The sequence below is a fragment of the Pseudomonas graminis genome, from assembly GCF_001705435.1.
Lineage (GTDB): Bacteria > Pseudomonadota > Gammaproteobacteria > Pseudomonadales > Pseudomonadaceae > Aquipseudomonas > Aquipseudomonas graminis_B.
This window is the reverse complement of sequence record NZ_MDEN01000066.1, coordinates 129133-145616: the sequence shown is the minus strand read 5'-3', so window position 1 is coordinate 145616 and position 16484 is coordinate 129133. Positions and strand designations below refer to the sequence as shown.

The window sequence follows — 16484 nt, the reverse complement described above, 5'->3', positions numbered from 1 at the left end:
ACAAGGCAATTATCGGCTGAAATGTGCTGTAAAAACTCAAAAGCGGCCGCTATTGGGCCGCTCCTGGTCAAGAAGTGATCAGCCCAGCTTCTCGAACTTCAGATCCCAGACCCCGTGACCGAGGCGTTCCCCACGGCGCTCGAACTTGGTGATCGGACGTTCCGCAGGGCGCGGAACGCATTTGCCGTCCTCGGCCAGGTTGCGGTAACCCGGGGCCACATTCATGACTTCCAGCATGTATTCGGCATACGGTTCCCAATCGGTCGCCATGTGCAGCACGCCGCCCGGCTTCAACTTGCTACGCACCAGTTCGGCAAATTCGGCCTGGACGATGCGGCGCTTGTGATGGCGCGACTTGTGCCAGGGGTCCGGGAAAAACAGCATCAGCCGGTCCAGGCTGTTGTCGGCCACACAACGGTTGAGCACTTCGATCGCATCGCAATCGTAAACGCGCAGGTTGGTGAGACCTTGGGTCAGCACGCCGTTGAGTAAAGCGCCAACGCCCGGACGGTGCACTTCCACGCCGATGAAATCCTGCTCTGGCGCGGCGGCGGCCATTTCCAGCAGCGAGTGCCCCATGCCGAAACCGATTTCGAGAGTGCGCGGGGCCGAGCGACCAAACACTTCGTCGAAATCAACGGGGGCGTCCGCCAGCGGCAGCACGAACAACTCCTTACCCTGATCCAGGCCACGTTGCTGACCTTCGGTCATGCGACCGGCGCGCATCACGAAGCTCTTGATGCGGCGGTGATGGCTGTCATCCCCTGGCGCTTTGGCATTTTCGTCATTCATCACTTCATCGTCCGGAAGTGGGTCGGGCGTTTGCGAATCAATCATCAACAGGCTCTTACTTGATCAGACCATCCAGCGGCGAGGACGCGCTGGCATAGAGTTTCTTGGGCATACGACCGGCCAGGTAAGCCATGCGTCCCGCCAGAATCGCGTGTTTCATGGCTTCGGCCATCAGCACCGGGTGCTGCGCGTGAGCGATGGCCGAGTTCATCAGCACCGCTTCGCAACCCAGCTCCATGGCAATAGTAGCGTCGGAAGCAGTGCCGACACCGGCATCCACCAGCACCGGGACTTTAGATTCTTCAAGGATGATCTGCAGGTTGTACGGGTTGCAGATCCCCAGGCCAGTACCGATAAGGCCCGCGAGGGGCATCACCGCGCAGCAACCGATTTCGGCGAGCTGGCGGGCAATGATCGGGTCATCGCTGGTGTAGACCATGACGTCGAAGCCGTCCTTCACCAGCGTTTCGGCTGCCTTGAGGGTTTCGATGACATTAGGGAACAGGGTTTTCTGGTCAGCGAGGACTTCCAGCTTGACCAGATTGTGGCCATCGAGCAGCTCGCGGGCCAGGCGGCAAGTGCGCACGGCCTCAATGGCGTCGTAGCAACCGGCGGTGTTCGGCAGGATGGTGTAGCGATCCGGCGGCAGCACGTCGAGCAGGTTCGGTTCGCCCGGGTTCTGCCCCAGGTTGGTCCGGCGCACGGCAACGGTCACGATCTCGGCGCCCGAGGCTTCGATGGCCAGTCGGGTCTGTTCCATGTCCGTGTACTTGCCAGTGCCGACCAGCAGGCGCGACTGAAAAGTACGACCGGCCACGGTAAACGGCTTGTCGCTGCGAACGTTGCTCATCTGAAATCCTCTTTACGGTTGAGGTTCTTGCAGTGCTTGCGGATCAGGCCGACAGCACGTCGAAGGCTAGCCGCCACCGATGGCGTGTACCACTTCGACCTGATCGCCCTCGGACAGCGTCGTGGCGGCATGCTGGCTGCGCGGGACGATGTCCAGATTGAGCTCGACGGCGACTCGGCGCCCGGTCAGATCCAGACGTGTCAGCAATGCCGAAACGGTCTCGCCGTCGGGCAGCTCAAAGGATTCACCGTTCAACTGAATGCGCATGCGAGGGGGCAGCCATCATTTTAGGGGGCGAGCATTCTAGCCCGATCGGGCGGTATGACCAAGGCAAAGCCACGCCATTCGTCTCAGGCGTGGCCGAGGGTTGCTGCGCGCTCGACATGAGCGCACGCATTCGGGATCAGAGCGTGTCGAGGCCCAGGCGCCAGGCTGTCCAACCGAGAATCGCCCAGCCGATCAGGAAAAACAGGCCGCCGAAGGGGGTGATGATGCCCAGCTTGGTCGCGCCGGTCAGCGTCATCAGGTAGAGGCTGCCGGAAAACAGGATGATGCCCAGTGTGAAGGAGATGCCTGCGTAGGTGACGAGCCGGCCCTGGATCTGCATCGCCAGCAGCGCCACGCCAAAAATTGCCAGGGCATGAATCAGTTGGTAGAGCACGCCAGTGTGGAAAACCGCGAGGTACTCGGGTGTCAGGCGGTTTTTCAGGCCATGGGCGGCGAACGCGCCAAGGGCGACGCCGGTGAATCCGAAGAAGGAGGCCAGCATCAGAAAGGTTCGTAACATGTACAACTCCAGGCAAGTTCAATGACGCGTCGTCTGTATAATGGCCCGCTCAACCGGTTCGGCCAAGCCATCTCTATGCTGCAATTACTTCTCCGTCGTGTCGCCAAAGGCCTGCTCTGGTTCGCAGCGGCAAGTGTCGTGCTGGTGCTGATTTTCCGTTGGGTCCCTCCTCCGTTCACTGCGTTGATGGTCGAACGCAAGATCGAATCCTGGTTCGACGGTCAGCCCATTGACCTGCAGCGCGACTGGGAGTCATGGGACAACATCTCCGATGACCTGAAAATCGCTGTCATTGCCGGCGAGGATCAGAAGTTCGCCGAGCACTGGGGTTTCGATATCGACGCCATTAAGGCGGCACTGGTTCACAACGAACGGGGCGGCTCCCTGCGCGGGGCCAGTACGCTGAGCCAGCAGGTGTCGAAAAACCTGTTTCTATGGTCGGGCCGCAGCTACTTCCGCAAGGGCCTGGAGGCCTGGTTCACCGGGCTGATCGAGGTGTTCTGGTCCAAGCAGCGCATTCTTGAGGTCTACCTGAACAGCGTGGAATGGGACGACGGCGTCTTCGGCGCCCAGGCCGCTGCGCAGCATCACTTTCATGTGAATGCGAGCCAGCTTTCCACGCAACAGGCCAGCTATCTCGCCGCCGTCCTGCCCAATCCGCGGGAGTGGAGCGCCAGCCACCCCACCAGCTACGTCTCACGCCGCGCAGGCTGGATCCGCCAGCAGATGCGTCAGTTGGGTGGGGATGAGTATTTGATGGGGTTGAATCACAGTCGCAAGTGGTAAGCCCAAGTCTGGCTTTATAGCTTTCGTAGGACTGGCTTTAGCCGGGAAAGAGTTACGCGTCACGCCGCAATCCTAATGGTGCTCAACCCGGCCTCTTCCCGGCTGAAGCCGGTCCTACTCAGAAACCGCGTCCACCTTGCGGGATGGGCAGGGTCAGATTCGCGTTCACGCTGTTAGTAGTTTCCGCATCAGGCGCAATACATCCCAGAAACAAAAACGCCCCGATCACTTCGGGGCGTTTTGCGTTTCGCGCAGCGATCAGGCAGCGATCGACAGCTTCAGCTTGTTCATCGCGCTCTTTTCGAGCTGACGAATACGCTCGGCAGAGACGTTGTACTTCTCGGCCAGGTCGTGCAGCGTCGCCTTTTCTTCCGCCAGCCAGCGCTGGTACAGAATGTCGCGGCTGCGGTCGTCGAGCACATTCAACGCTTCGTGCAGGTTGGCCGTCGAGCTGTCAGTCCAGTCGGAATCTTCCAGCTGACGCGCCGGATCGTAACGATGATCTTCCAGGTAGTTGGCCGGCGACTGGAAGGCGCTGTCGTCGTCGGCTTCTGCCGCCGGGTCGAACGCCATGTCGTGGCCGGTCAGACGACTTTCCATCTCGCGCACTTCGCGGGGCTCAACGCCGAGGCTTTCCGCCACGCGATGCACTTCTTCGTTGTTCAGCCAGGCCAGACGCTTCTTCTGGCTGCGCAGATTGAAGAACAGTTTGCGCTGAGCCTTGGTAGTTGCGACTTTTACAATGCGCCAGTTGCGTAGGATGAACTCGTGAATCTCGGCCTTGATCCAGTGCACGGCAAAGGACACCAGACGCACGCCCATCTCGGGGTTGAAGCGCTTGACGGCCTTCATCAGGCCAACGTTACCTTCCTGAATCAGGTCAGCCTGAGCCAGTCCATAACCGGAATAACTGCGTGCGATATGCACGACAAATCGCAGGTGGGCGAGCACCATCTGCCGAGCCGCCCCTAAATCCTGCTCGTAATAGAGACTCTCGGCCAGTTCACGCTCCTGCTCAGGCGTCAGCAGTGGAATGCTGTTTACCGTATGCACATAGGCTTCCAGGTTTGCACCCGGAACCAAGGCATAAGCAGGTTGCAAAGAATTGGTCATACGAAAAAACCTCCGACACATAACTCGTGCAGTTCAGCACTGCGAAATTGACCGGGAACCGCTAGACAAGTTCCCTCAGCTGAAAAGTCAATAGGTGAAACAAAATTTACTCAAAACACGTGACAACACAACACTCACATCACTAACGAGGCGCCAGCTCTCTCAAATGGCGTGCCACTGCAATCCACGCACCGATATACCCCAACAACACCGCTCCAAGCAAGAGCGACACGCCGTCGGACACCGGCACTCCGGCAAGGGCAAAATCGCTGCCGTAGAGCCCAGCCAGTTTGACCACCGCATCGTTCAGCCAGTCTAGCCCAAAAGCCAGAACACCCCAGGAAAGCACCCCGGCGCCCAGCCCGTACAACGCCCCCATATAAAGGAAAGGCCGACGCACGTAGCTGTCTGTACCGCCTACTAACTTGATGACCTCGATTTCCGTACGACGGTTCTCGATGTGCAGACGAATGGTGTTGCCGATGACCAACAGCAGCGCCGCGACCAGCAAGACGGTCAGGCCGAAGACAAATCGGTCGCCCAACTTGAGAATAGCGGCCAGACGCTCAACCCAGACCAGGTCAAGCTGGGCCTGTTGCACCTTGGGCAACTCGGCCAGACGCGTACGTAATGCTTCCAGCGCGGCTTTGTCAACTTCCAGTGGCGTCACCAGCACAACGCCGGGCAGCGGGTTTTCAGGCAGTTCCTTCAACGCCTCGCCCAGACCGGACTGTTTCTGGAACTCGTTCAGTGCCTCATCGCGGCTGATGTACTCGGCATCAGCGACGCCGCCCATTTCCTTGATCTGACGGACAAGACCCTCGCCTTCACTCGGCGATGCGTCCAGTTGGAGGTACAGAGATATCTGCGCCGCACGCTGCCACGAACCGCCCAAGCGCTCGACATTGTTCAACAGCAATGACAGGCCCATCGGCAAGCTCAGCGCGATGGCCATGACCAGACAGGTAAAGAAGCTACCGATGGGCTGCTTGCCGAGACGGCGCAGGCTGTCCAGCAGGCTTGAACGGTGGGCCTCGATCCAGGCGTTGAACAACTCGCCGAAACTCGGGCCGTCATCGTCATCGCGTTTCTTTTTCTTTTGCGGCGCCGGGTCTGAGGCCTTGGGCGCTACACGTTCGGAAACCTTGGGACTGCGGGTGGCACTCATACGCCAGCCTCCCCGTCGCCGATCAATCGGCCGCGCTGCAACGTCAGCATGCGGTGGCGCATCCGCGCGATCAGTGCCAGGTCGTGGCTCGCAATCAGCACACTGGTGCCCAGTCGGTTGATGTCTTCGAACACGCCCATGATTTCGGCCGCGAGTCGCGGGTCGAGGTTACCGGTGGGTTCGTCCGCCAGCAGCAGCGCCGGGCGGTGAACAATGGCGCGAGCAATGCCGACGCGCTGTTGCTGACCGGTGGACAAATCGCCCGGGTACAGCTCGGCTTTGTCGGACAGCGCCACGCGCTCAAGGGCCGAATCGACGCGTTTGACCACTTCGGTCTTGGACAGGCCGAGGATCTGCAGCGGCAGCGCGACGTTATTGAACACCGTGCGATCAAACAGCAGCTGGTGGTTCTGGAACACGACGCCGATCTGACGACGCAAAAACGGAATCTGCGCGGTGCTGATCTGACCCAGATCCTGACCTGCCAGCAACAGCTTGCCGGTGGTCGGACGTTCCATCGCCAGGAGCAGGCGCAGCAAGGTGCTCTTGCCCGCGCCGGAATGGCCGGTCACAAACAGAAATTCGCCACGACGTACTCGAAAGCTCAGCTCATGCAAGCCGACGTGTCCGTTCGGATAGCGTTTACCGACCTGTTCGAAACGAATCATGGGCGCTCCCGCTCGGCGAATAGGGCTTGGACGAACGGTTCGGCTTCGAAGGTTCGCAGATCGTCGATGCCTTCACCGACACCAATGTAGCGAATCGGCAGGCCGAACTGCTTGGCCAGGGCGAAAATCACGCCGCCCTTGGCCGTCCCGTCGAGCTTGGTCAGCGCAAGGCCGGTGAGCTGGACGGTCTGGTTGAACTGCTTGGCCTGATTGATCGCGTTCTGGCCTGTGCCGGCGTCCAGCACCAGCAGGACCTCATGGGGCGCGTCGGCGTCGAGCTTGCCGATCACGCGGCGAACCTTCTTCAACTCTTCCATCAGGTTGTCTTTGGTGTGCAGACGGCCCGCCGTGTCGGCGATCAGCACGTCGATACCGCGCGCCTTGGCGGCCTGCACAGCATCAAAAATCACCGAAGCCGAGTCAGCACCCGTGTGCTGGGCGATCACCGGAATCTTGTTGCGTTCGCCCCAGACCTGCAGTTGCTCAACGGCTGCAGCACGGAAGGTGTCGCCCGCCGCCAGCATGACCTTCTTGCCTTCCAGCTGAAGCTTCTTGGCGAGCTTGCCGATGGTGGTGGTTTTACCCGCGCCATTGACGCCGACGACCAGGATCACGAATGGCTTGTGCTGCGAAGTGATGACCAGCGGTGCTTCCACTGGTTTGAGCATTTCGGTCAGTTCGTTTTGCAGCGACTTGTACAGCGCCTCGCTGTCGGTGAGCTGCTTACGCGCCACTTTCTGCGTCAGGTTGCGCACGATCGCCGACGTTGCTTCCACACCGACATCTGCGGTCAACAGCCGGGTCTCCAGCTCGTCGAGCATGTCGTCGTCGATGGCTTTTTTGCCGAGGAACAGGCTGGCCATGCCTTCGCCAAGGCTGGCGCTGGTTTTCGACAGGCCCTGCTTCAGCCGCGCGAAAAAACCAGGCTGCTTGGGTGCGGGGGACCCTTCAAAAGGGACTGGTGGTACGTTGGTTTCAAGAACGGGCACGGCGGCCGCGGCTGGAACCAGCGGCGCAGTGGTCAACGGCGGCGTCAGCGCAGGAAGATCATTGCCGGAAACCGGATCAGGCAGCGCGACGGGGGTCGGCTCGATGGACGGAGCCACTTCAAACGAGCGGGTGTCGATGACCGTCGGCTGAGCGGGGGCTTGCGCCAATGGAGTCGCTGCGGATTCCACGTTGGACTCGGTGTGAACCGGAATCGACGGCGTAACGTGAGGCTCGCGCTCATCGGTGAAAGCCACTGGCTCTTCAGCAACAGGCAGGTGCAGCCAAGGATCTTCGACCGGGGCCGAAAGCGCTTCAGTCGTAGCTGTTTGTGGCAAGGGCTGCGGCGCGGTTTGCGGCGCGCGCTCGGCCGGGATCACCGGGGCGTTGTGCTGCTCAGCAACAGCCGGGGCCTGATCGGGCGCGGACTCTGGCGCTGGTGCGGGGGTGTTCTGAGGCGGCTCGGGAGTGACTTCCTGCGGCTTTTTGCGCAGCCATCCGAACAGGCCTTTTTTCTCGCCAGCCGGGGCTGGGGTCTTCTTGTCGTCGTTGGAACCAAACATGGAGGACGGCTATCTCACGGTAACGACGCGCCAGAGCGGCGCCTCTGAAAAATTCTGTATGGGAAACAGACTGCTTTTATGTCCGCTTGTTCAGCGTTCGCCCTGCCACAGTGGCAGCGCAGTCCCATTGAGCGCACTGCTCGGCCATTTCTTACGAAGCGGGTTTACGACGCTGACATCTTAGTCATGGTCGTCAGGCAAACTCGCCGCTATCCTAACACCCCCGCGCCCGCTGACGCTAAGCAGGCCGTCTCCAAGGTTCAAATCACGAATGAATGCTCTAGCCCGCTGTGCCGCAGGCCTGCTGCTCAGCACAATCTGTTTGCCCTTCGCCGCATTGGCTGCCGACCCACAAACCACCACCGAATTCACGCTGGACAACGGCCTGAAGGTCGTCGTGCGTGAAGATCACCGCGCACCGGTCGTGGTCTCGCAGGTCTGGTACAAGGTTGGCTCCAGCTACGAGACGCCTGGCCAGACGGGCCTGTCCCATGCGCTGGAACACATGATGTTCAAGGGCAGCTCGAAGGCGGGTCCCGGCGAAGCATCACTGATCCTGCGCGACCTCGGCGCCGAAGAGAACGCCTTCACCAGCGACGACTACACCGCTTATTACCAGGTCCTGGCTCGTGATCGACTGGCGGTTGCCTTCGAACTGGAAGCCGACCGCATGGCCACCCTGCGCCTGCCGCCTGAAGAGTTCGCCCGGGAAATCGAAGTCATCAAGGAAGAGCGCCGCCTGCGCACCGATGACAAGCCGAACGCCAAGGCCTACGAGCGCTTCAAGGCCATCGCCTACCCCGCCAGCGGCTACCACACGCCGACCATCGGCTGGATGGCGGACCTTGAGCGCATGAAGGTCGAGGAGCTGCGCCACTGGTATGAATCCTGGTACGTACCCAACAATGCCACGCTGGTGGTGGTGGGCGACGTGAAGCCCGATGAGGTTAAGGCCCTGGCTGAGCGCTTCTTCGGCCCGGTTCCGCGCCGCGATGTACCGCCCTCGAAAAAGCCGCTGGAGCTGGCCGAACCTGGTCTGCGCCAGATCACTGTGCATGTCGCCACGCAGATGCCGAGCCTGATGTATGGCTTCAACGTGCCGAGCCTGGCCACCGCCACCGATCCACAGTCGGTCAACGCACTCCGCCTGATTTCGGCCTTGCTCGACGGTGGCTACAGTGCGCGCATTCCGACCCGCCTGGAGCGCGGCGAAGAACTGGTGACCGGCGCTTCGTCCGACTACGACGCCTACACCCGCGGCGACAGCCTGTTCACCCTCAGCGCCACACCCAATCAACAGAAGAAGAAAACCCTCGCCGACGCTGAAGCCGGTATCTGGCGCCTGCTCGACGAGCTGAAAACCAAGCCGCCCGCCAAGGAAGAGCTGGAACGGGTCCGGGCCCAGGTGATCGCCGGGTTGGTCTATGAGCGCGACTCCATTACCAGTCAGGCCAGCACCATTGGCGAACTGGAAACAGTGGGCCTGTCCTGGAAGCTCATCGATCAGGAACTGGCAGCGCTGCAAAGCGTGACGCCGGAAGACATCCAGAAAGCCGCCCGTACTTACTTCACCCGCGAGCGCCTTGCCGTTGCGCATGTTTTGCCTGAGGAGAAAGCCCAATGAGCCAGCGCTACGAATCCCGCTTTGCGCGAACGCGGGCCTGCTCATTCGCACTCGCCGTAACGCTTGGTCTGTTAGGTGCCCCATGGGCGATGGCAGAGACCGCCGCCGAAGCCCCGAAAGCCATCGACAAGGCGGCCAGTACGCTGGAGTCCCTGAAGGAACTGGACGGTAAAGCGCCGGCGCGCCGTTCGCTGAACATCCAGTCGTGGAATACCGCCGAAGGCGCTCGCGTGCTCTTTGTTGAAGCCCATGAGCTGCCAATGTTCGACATGCGCCTGCTGTTCGCGGCCGGTAGCAGTCAGGATGGCGCCACCCCCGGCATCGCGCTGGTCACCAACGCGATGCTCAACGAAGGCATCAAAGGCAAGAACGTCAGCGCCATCGCCGAAGGTTTCGAAGGGCTGGGCGCTGATTTCGGCAACGGCTCCTATCGCGACATGGCAATCGCTTCGCTGCGCAGCCTGAGCGCCGCCGACAAACGCGAGCCCGCGTTGAAACTGTTTGCCGACGTGGTGGGCAAACCGACATTCCCGGCGGACTCGCTGGCGCGAATCAAAAACCAGTTGCTGGCGGGCTTTGAATATCAGAAGCAGAACCCGGGCAAGCTGGCAGGCGACGAGCTGTTCAAGCGGTTGTACGGCGATCACCCCTACGCGCACCCGAGCATGGGCACGGCTAAAAGCATCGCGCCTCTGACGTTGGCTCAACTGAAGGCCTTTCATGCCAAGGCCTACGCCGCTGGCAACGCAGTGATCGCGCTGGTTGGCGACCTGACGCGCGCAGAAGCCGAAGCGGTAGCAACCCAAGTGTCCGCCGCGCTGCCGAAAGGCCCGGCGCTGGCACAAACCGTTGCCCCGACCGAGCCCAAGCCGAGTGAAACCCACATCGAGTTCCCGTCCAAGCAGACGCACCTGATGCTGGCTGAACTGGGCATTACCCGAGGCGACCCTGACTACGCGGCCCTGTCACTGGGCAACTCGATCCTCGGTGGCGGCGGCTTCGGCAGCCGCCTGATGACCGAAGTCCGGGAAAAACGCGGCCTGACCTACGGTGTGTCTTCAGGCTTCACGCCGATGCAGGCGCAGGGTCCTTTCATGATCAGCCTGCAGACCCGAGCCGAACTGAGCGAGAACACCCTGAAGCTGGTCAAGGACATTACCCGTGACTTCCTTGCCAACGGCCCGACCCAGAAAGAGCTCGACGATGCCAAGCGCGAACTGGCCGGCAGCTTTCCTCTGGCGACCGCCAGCAATGCGGCCATCGTTGGCCAACTGGGCGCGGTCGGCTTCTATAATCTGCCGCTGACCTACCTTGAAGATTTCATGACGCAGTCCCAGAGCGTCACGGTCGAACAGATCAAGACCGTGATGAACAAACATCTGGACGCTGACAAGCTGGTGATCGTGACCGCAGGTCCGACCGTCCCGCAGAAGCCGCTGCCACCCCCTACCGACAAACCCGCTGAGCAACCGCTCGGCGTTCCGGAGCACTGATGACCTCGACTTCCAAGCCGCCGCGTATCCACAAAGGGCACAAAATCCACACGGGCCTCGGCCAACTGCGGATCATCGGCGGCGAATGGCGCAGTCGGCGTCTGAGTTTCCCTGACGCCCCCGGTCTGCGCCCGACGCCGGACCGTGTGCGGGAAACCCTGTTCAACTGGCTGGCGCCGTACATCGAGGGCGCGCGCGTGCTCGATCCGTTCGCTGGCAGCGGCGCGCTGTACCTTGAAGCCCTGTCGCGCGGCGCCAGCATGGGCTTGGCGCTGGACACCAACTCGATGGCGATCTCCAGCCTGCGCGAACACCTCGGCACGCTGCGTTGCACCGTCGGCAAAACCGCGACGGGCGACGCACTCCGACATCTGGAAACCCAGCCGGCTGAACAGTTCGACGTGGTCTTCCTCGACCCGCCGTTCCACCAGGATTTGCTGATGCCTGCGTGCACGTTGCTGGAAGAGCGCAACTGGCTGGCGGACAGCGCGTGGATCTACACCGAAAGCGAGACCGCGCCGTCGACGCTGGGCATGCCTGCCAACTGGCGCCTGCACCGTGAGAAGAAAGCCGGTCAGGTTCACTACGCGGTGTGGGAACGAAGTGCCGTCGCGAGCTGACCTTCCCGTGTTCGTCCCGGCCTTCGGCCTGGGCAACCCGCACTTGCAGACGCTGTGGGGACCGCTCTGGCGTCCGACCACGCACCTCGAGCGTCGGCGCGAGCGCATCTGGCTGGAAGACGGCGATTTCCTCGACATGGACTGGCACGGACCGCACGACGCAAACGTGCCGGTCGTGCTTGTGCTGCACGGTCTGACCGGCTCGTCCAACTCCCCCTATGTCGCCGGGCTGCAGCACGCCATGGAAAAACGCGGCTGGGCGAGCGTTGCCCTCAATTGGCGAGGTTGCTCGGGGGAGCCAAACCTGTTGCCCCGCAGCTATCACTCCGGCGCCAGTGAAGACCTTGCCGCCGTAATCGATCATCTGCGCAAGGCAAGACCGTTGGCGCCGCTTTACGCGGTCGGGTATTCCCTCGGCGGCAACATCTTGCTCAAGCACCTCGGCGAAACCGGGCTCGACAGCCACCTGCAAGGCGCTGCGGCGGTGTCGGTGCCGTTTAGGCTGGATGAATGCGCCGACCGGATCGGGCTGGGCTTCTCCAAAGTCTATCAACGCCATTTCATGCGCGAGATGGTCGGCTACATCAAGGACAAGCAGAGACGCTTTCAGCATGAAGGCCTCAGTGACGGACTGGCAGAACTGGCGGCACTGGGCTCGCTGAAAGACATGCGCACGTTCTGGGATTTCGACGGGCGCGTGACAGCGCCGCTCAATGGATTCGTCGACGCCCATGATTACTATCGCCGCGCCTCCAGTCGGTACTTCCTCGGCGCCATCCGTACGCCCACCCTGCTGATCCAGTCCCTGGACGACCCGTTCGTGTTCAAGCACAGCCTGCCTGAAGCCTCTGAGCTGTCGTCCAGCACCGCGTTCGACCTGCAGAAAAAAGGCGGGCATGTGGGTTTTGTCGGCGGCACGATCAGAAAGCCGACGTATTACCTGGAGCAGCGGATTCCGGCGTGGCTGGCGGACGTCCATGGCGCGCAGATAAACCGCTAACGTCTGCACGATCGTTCAAGACACTTATGCGCCGCCCGCTTACCATCCGGGGCATAAGGAGAAAAACCATGTCCCGTCACCCATTCTTCGTCCGCGGCCTCCGCGACAGCGTGCCCATGCTGGTCGGCATTGCACCGTTCGGCATTATCTTCGGCACCCTCGCCGGTGTGGGCGGGCTGACGTTATGGCAGGCCGTCGGCATGTCGATGTTCGTTTACGCAGGGTCGGCGCAATTCATCGTCATCAGCCTGATGGGCGCCGGGGCCGGCGCGGTGGTGATTCTGTTGACGACCTTCATCGTCAATCTGCGCCACGTGCTGTACAGCGCCACCTTGCAGCCACAGGTTCAGGGACTGCCACAGCGCTGGCGACTGTTGCTGGCGTTCTGGCTGACGGACGAAACCTTCGCGATCGTCCAACGCCACTACCTGGTCCACGGCCGGACGCCACTCGCACATTGGTACTGGCTGGGTGTCGCGAGTTCGCTGTATGCCTGCTGGGTCAGCAGCTCACTGGTGGGCGTGCTGTTTGGTCAGGCTTTTCCCGATATGGCCAGCTGGGGCCTGGAGTTCGCGATGCTGGCGACCTTCATAGGCATCGTCGTGCCCCTGCTGCGCAACCAGCCGCAGATTGCCGCCGCGTTGGTCGCCGGCGCAGTTGCCCTGCTGACGTGGTCGTGGCCCTACAAGCTGGGGCTCATGGCTGCGGCCTTCAGTGGCATCACAGCGGGGTTGCTTCTGGAAAGACGGCAGCCAGAAAGGCAGGACGACATGCACCCGGACGAGGTGCGCCCATGACGTACTGGTGGCTGATTATGGGCATGGCTGCGATCACTTTTCTGATGCGCTACAGCCTGTTCGCCTGGCCGAACCTGCGTTTCTCGCCGCTGGTGCGCCAAGGCCTGCATTACGTACCCACCGCCGTGCTGACGGCCATCGTCGTGCCTGGCATGTTGCTGCCCGACGGCGCGCATTGGCAGCTGTCCCTGTACAACGCCTATTTGCTGGCCGGGATCGTGTCGATTGGCATTGCGGCCATGAGCCGCAATCTCCTGGCGACCATCGGCGGCGGGTTGCTGGTGTTCTTCTTGCTGCGCTGGGCGATGGGGCAGATGTGAGGCACACACGCCGCCACCTCAGTCCCCGGTAGCGACGCCCCGCTGCGGATCATTGATCCACTCGCTCCACGAGCCCGCGTACAGCGCCCCCAACGGATACCCGGCGAGGGCCAGGGCAAACAGGTTGTGACAGGCCGTCACGCCGGAACCGCAATAAGCGACCAGCGCTTCTGCAGGGCGACCATGCAGCGCCTCGGCGAACCGCTGCTTCAGCTGCTCCGGTGGGAGAAACCGGCCATCCGGCCCGAGGTTGTCGGTGAATGCCGCGCACTGCGCGCCCGGAATGTGCCCCGCGATAGGATCGATGGGCTCGACCTCACCCCGGAACCGCGCGGGTGCACGCGCATCGATCAAGGTCATGGCGGGATCGCCGATGCGGGCCTTTAGCTGCCCGGCCGTCAGCACCATCGCGTCATCCGGCACGCCGTCGAACGAACCCTCGGGCTGATGCGGCGGATCAAGACTCAGCGGCAGACCCGCCCCATGCCAGGCCTTTAGCCCGCCATCGAGCACAAACACGCCGTCGCGCTTGCCCAGCCACGCCAGCAACCACCAGGCTCGGGCGGCATAAGCACCCGGGCCATCATCGTACAGCACGATGTCGCTCTGATCGTTCACACCCCAGAACCGCAAGCGCTCGATAAGCCGCTGGGGATCCGGCAGCGGGTGGCGACCGGTGACACCTTTGGTGATGGACCCACTGAGGTCATTGAGCAAATCAGCGTAGGAAGCCCTTTCGATATGGCCCTCTGCGTAGCTGCGCTGGCCGTAGTCCAGATCGTCCAGCGACGAACGACAATCCAGTATCACTAGCCCGGGCCGGGTCAGGCGTTCTGACAATTGTTGCGGGCTGATCAATTGCGCGATGGACATGACAGGCTCCTGCAGGCAGTAAAAAATGGCGATATGACAATCGATTGAGACAGCCGGGCCGATTCAGCCGGCGTCTTCCAGCGCCTTGGCCAATGGCACATAAAACTCCGCGCACAGCGCATTCACCGCTTCCCGCGCCTGGGGCGTGACATAGGCCAGCTCAAGCATCAGCACCTGATAAACCCCGCGACGAATCGCGTCCTCATTCAGGTGCGCGGCGTTTTCCCGCGTGGTGCACAGAAAACGTACCCATGACGTGAGGATGATCCAGGCATTGAGCGTCAGTGATTCGATCTGCACCTTGTCCATGCTCAGAATCTGCGCGTCGACAAAGCCGCTGTAAATGGACATCGCCTTGATCAGGCAGTGTTGGGAAAAGCGTCGGTAGCGCACCGCCAGCTCAGGATCGGTTTCAAGCAGATGCTCGAGGTCGCGGTGCAGAAAACGATAGCGCCACATGCCGTCGAGAATCGCCATCAAGTAATGGCGCTTGTCTTCAACACCCGGCAGGCGACCCTTGGGCGGGTGCAGAAAGCTGTCGACCAGCGTTTCGTATTCAGTGAACAACTCGGCGATGATCGCCTGCTTGTTGGGGAAGTGGTAGTACAGATTGCCGGGCGACATTTCCATGTGCGCAGCGATGTGATTGGTGCTGACGCTGCGCTCGCCCTGCTGATTGAACAGCTCCAGGCTGCTGTGCACGATGCGTTCACGGGTGTTGATGCGTACGGTTTTGATGCGCGGCGCCATGTTCAACTCGAACGTCGAAACGTAACAGGGATGTGCCGGATCTTAACGCAAGCGTTGGGCCCGTTGCAGACTTCATCGCTCCAGGGCAGTCGCCAGCCTGATCCGAACCACCGCTGCGACGCCGATACCCAGCCCGGCTGCCGCCAGCATGTTGATCAAGATGACGCCGCGCAGCCCGATCGGCGCTGTCAGTATCCCGACGAGCAGACCGGCCAGCGGTTGCGACAGGTTGTTCAGCAGTGTGATGACGCCCACGGTCTTGCCGAAGTCGCGCGCCGGGATGACCCGCTGACGGATGCTGCGCATGTACACGTTGAACATCTTGTCGAAGCCGACGATCAGCAGAAAGCCGACAAGGTAGACCTCGGATGACGCGCTCGTGGCGGTAATGAACGCCCCCAGCAGCAAGGCAATGTATGACATCGCACCGAGCAGTTTCAGCGGCAGGCTGACACGTGCCAGGACAAACAGAATCCCTATGGTCAGCAAGGCGCCCGCCGCCTGCAGCCCAGCGTAGTAATCTTTGCTCTCACTGAATGAGCCGATGACCATCGCCGCCGAGCTGGCCAGCGTGACACCGACGATCAGGTTGACGCCGACCGCCAGCAAAATGATCTTCTTCAGCTCGGCCAATCGGAAGATGTGTCCGAAGGCGATTTTCAACGGCTGTGTCCAGCGGCCTGCGTCCTGATCGAACCGCTCCAGCGTGATATTGCTGTTGCGCTGCCAGACTCGCATGGCGAGATCGGCCGCGACGAAAACCAGCGCCACGCCGATGACAACGCCCCACCACGGGCAGATTTCCAGCGCCAGCGCCGCCAGCAAAGGCCCGAGCACCAGGCCGGTCTGGTCGGCAATCTGTGAGTAGGACAGCGTCTTGCCGTAGCGGTAATCCGGGAAAATATGCGGCATCACCACTTCCCGGGCCATGATCCCCTGGGTGGTCAGGACGCCACAGACCGCCGACAGGATGATCAGCCAGTAGATCCCGCCAAACAGGCCATATAGCCCCATTGCGGCCAGGCACATAACAGCCCGGTAAACCTGACTGATGTGCAGCAGCCGAATGGGCGAGTATTTGTCGCAAAGCGCGCCGCAAATCGGGAATGCAAGGAAGCGCGGCAATGTCTCGACGAAAAACGCCAGCCCCGCCAGGGAAGCGCTGTTGGTGGTCTGGAAAACAATCAGCGGCACCAGAAACAGGAGCACCTGATCGGCGAGACGGGACAGGAAAAGGGAAAGAAAAAACGCCAGATAGTCCGTGCGCATTGAGACTCCGTGTCAGGTGGTGCG

General features: G+C 61.4%; 18 protein-coding genes. 7 read left to right on the top strand and 11 right to left on the bottom strand.

The window, feature by feature from the left end; all coding sequences use genetic code 11:
• Positions 1-78: 78 nt before the first annotated feature.
• The 4 genes from trmB to BBI10_RS19000 form a co-directional block, all read right to left on the bottom strand.
• On the bottom strand, positions 79-792 hold the full coding sequence (gene trmB, locus BBI10_RS19015; protein ID WP_065991376.1) for a tRNA (guanosine(46)-N7)-methyltransferase TrmB: 714 nt from the start codon (positions 790-792) through the stop codon (positions 79-81).
• 55 nt (positions 793-847) lie between these two features.
• Positions 848-1642, bottom strand: coding sequence for a thiazole synthase (locus BBI10_RS19010; protein ID WP_065991132.1), 795 nt, complete (start codon positions 1640-1642; stop codon positions 848-850).
• Between the two features lie 66 nt (positions 1643-1708).
• Positions 1709-1909: a sulfur carrier protein ThiS gene (gene thiS, locus BBI10_RS19005; RefSeq protein WP_065991131.1), complete on the bottom strand. Its 201-nt coding sequence runs from the start codon at positions 1907-1909 to the stop codon at positions 1709-1711.
• A gap of 136 nt (positions 1910-2045) precedes the next feature.
• Positions 2046-2429: a DUF423 domain-containing protein gene (locus tag BBI10_RS19000; RefSeq protein WP_065991125.1), complete on the bottom strand. Its 384-nt coding sequence runs from the start codon at positions 2427-2429 to the stop codon at positions 2046-2048.
• 75 nt (positions 2430-2504) lie between these two features.
• Between BBI10_RS19000 and mtgA the strand changes: the two genes are divergently transcribed.
• Positions 2505-3215, top strand: a complete 711-nt coding sequence (gene mtgA / locus BBI10_RS18995) for a monofunctional biosynthetic peptidoglycan transglycosylase (RefSeq protein ID WP_065991375.1) — start codon at positions 2505-2507, stop codon at positions 3213-3215.
• Between the two features lie 258 nt (positions 3216-3473).
• Here the strand turns inward: mtgA and rpoH are convergent, their stop codons facing one another.
• The 4 genes from rpoH to ftsY form a co-directional block, all read right to left on the bottom strand.
• Positions 3474-4328 (bottom strand): RNA polymerase sigma factor RpoH, encoded by an 855-nt coding sequence (gene rpoH, locus BBI10_RS18990; RefSeq protein ID WP_065991120.1) that lies wholly within the window; start codon positions 4326-4328, stop codon positions 3474-3476.
• Between the two features lie 142 nt (positions 4329-4470).
• Complete coding sequence (ftsX, locus tag BBI10_RS18985) at positions 4471-5496, bottom strand: permease-like cell division protein FtsX (protein WP_065991118.1); 1026 nt, start codon at positions 5494-5496, stop codon at positions 4471-4473.
• Positions 5493-6164, bottom strand: a complete 672-nt coding sequence (gene ftsE, locus BBI10_RS18980; RefSeq protein WP_037018829.1) for a cell division ATP-binding protein FtsE — start codon at positions 6162-6164, stop codon at positions 5493-5495. Before ftsE ends, ftsX begins: the two co-directional genes overlap by 4 nt.
• Complete coding sequence (ftsY, locus tag BBI10_RS18975) at positions 6161-7714, bottom strand: signal recognition particle-docking protein FtsY (protein WP_065991116.1); 1554 nt, start codon at positions 7712-7714, stop codon at positions 6161-6163. The genes ftsE and ftsY overlap by 4 nt, the downstream gene beginning before the upstream one ends.
• A 271-nt stretch (positions 7715-7985) precedes the next feature.
• On the opposite strand from ftsY, the gene BBI10_RS18970 reads away from it, so the two are divergent.
• The 6 genes from BBI10_RS18970 (at position 7986) to BBI10_RS18945 (ending at position 13568) form a co-directional block, all read left to right on the top strand.
• Entirely contained in the window at positions 7986-9338 is a 1353-nt protein-coding gene (locus BBI10_RS18970) for a M16 family metallopeptidase (RefSeq protein ID WP_065991114.1), read from the top strand.
• On the top strand, positions 9335-10831 hold the full coding sequence (locus BBI10_RS18965) for a M16 family metallopeptidase (protein WP_065991112.1): 1497 nt from the start codon (positions 9335-9337) through the stop codon (positions 10829-10831). Before BBI10_RS18970 ends, BBI10_RS18965 begins: the two co-directional genes overlap by 4 nt.
• Complete coding sequence (gene rsmD, locus BBI10_RS18960) at positions 10831-11451, top strand: 16S rRNA (guanine(966)-N(2))-methyltransferase RsmD (protein WP_065991110.1); 621 nt, start codon at positions 10831-10833, stop codon at positions 11449-11451. The genes BBI10_RS18965 and rsmD overlap by 1 nt, the downstream gene beginning before the upstream one ends.
• Positions 11435-12451 carry a hydrolase gene (locus BBI10_RS18955; protein ID WP_065991108.1) on the top strand — a complete coding sequence of 339 codons (1017 nt, stop codon included), beginning with the start codon at positions 11435-11437 and terminating at the stop codon, positions 12449-12451. The genes rsmD and BBI10_RS18955 overlap by 17 nt, the downstream gene beginning before the upstream one ends.
• A 68-nt stretch (positions 12452-12519) precedes the next feature.
• Positions 12520-13248 (top strand): AzlC family ABC transporter permease, encoded by a 729-nt coding sequence (locus BBI10_RS18950; RefSeq protein ID WP_065991106.1) that lies wholly within the window; start codon positions 12520-12522, stop codon positions 13246-13248.
• On the top strand, positions 13245-13568 hold the full coding sequence (locus BBI10_RS18945; RefSeq protein WP_065991104.1) for an AzlD domain-containing protein: 324 nt from the start codon (positions 13245-13247) through the stop codon (positions 13566-13568). Before BBI10_RS18950 ends, BBI10_RS18945 begins: the two co-directional genes overlap by 4 nt.
• A gap of 18 nt (positions 13569-13586) precedes the next feature.
• On the opposite strand, the gene BBI10_RS18940 is transcribed toward BBI10_RS18945, so the two are convergent.
• The 3 genes from BBI10_RS18940 to BBI10_RS18930 form a co-directional block, all read right to left on the bottom strand.
• Complete coding sequence (locus BBI10_RS18940; protein ID WP_065991102.1) at positions 13587-14441, bottom strand: sulfurtransferase; 855 nt, start codon at positions 14439-14441, stop codon at positions 13587-13589.
• Between the two features lie 63 nt (positions 14442-14504).
• Positions 14505-15191: a TetR/AcrR family transcriptional regulator gene (locus tag BBI10_RS18935; RefSeq protein ID WP_065991100.1), complete on the bottom strand. Its 687-nt coding sequence runs from the start codon at positions 15189-15191 to the stop codon at positions 14505-14507.
• Positions 15192-15263: 72 nt separating this feature from the next.
• On the bottom strand, positions 15264-16460 hold the full coding sequence (locus tag BBI10_RS18930) for an MFS transporter (protein ID WP_065991098.1): 1197 nt from the start codon (positions 16458-16460) through the stop codon (positions 15264-15266).
• Positions 16461-16484 lie beyond the last annotated feature (24 nt).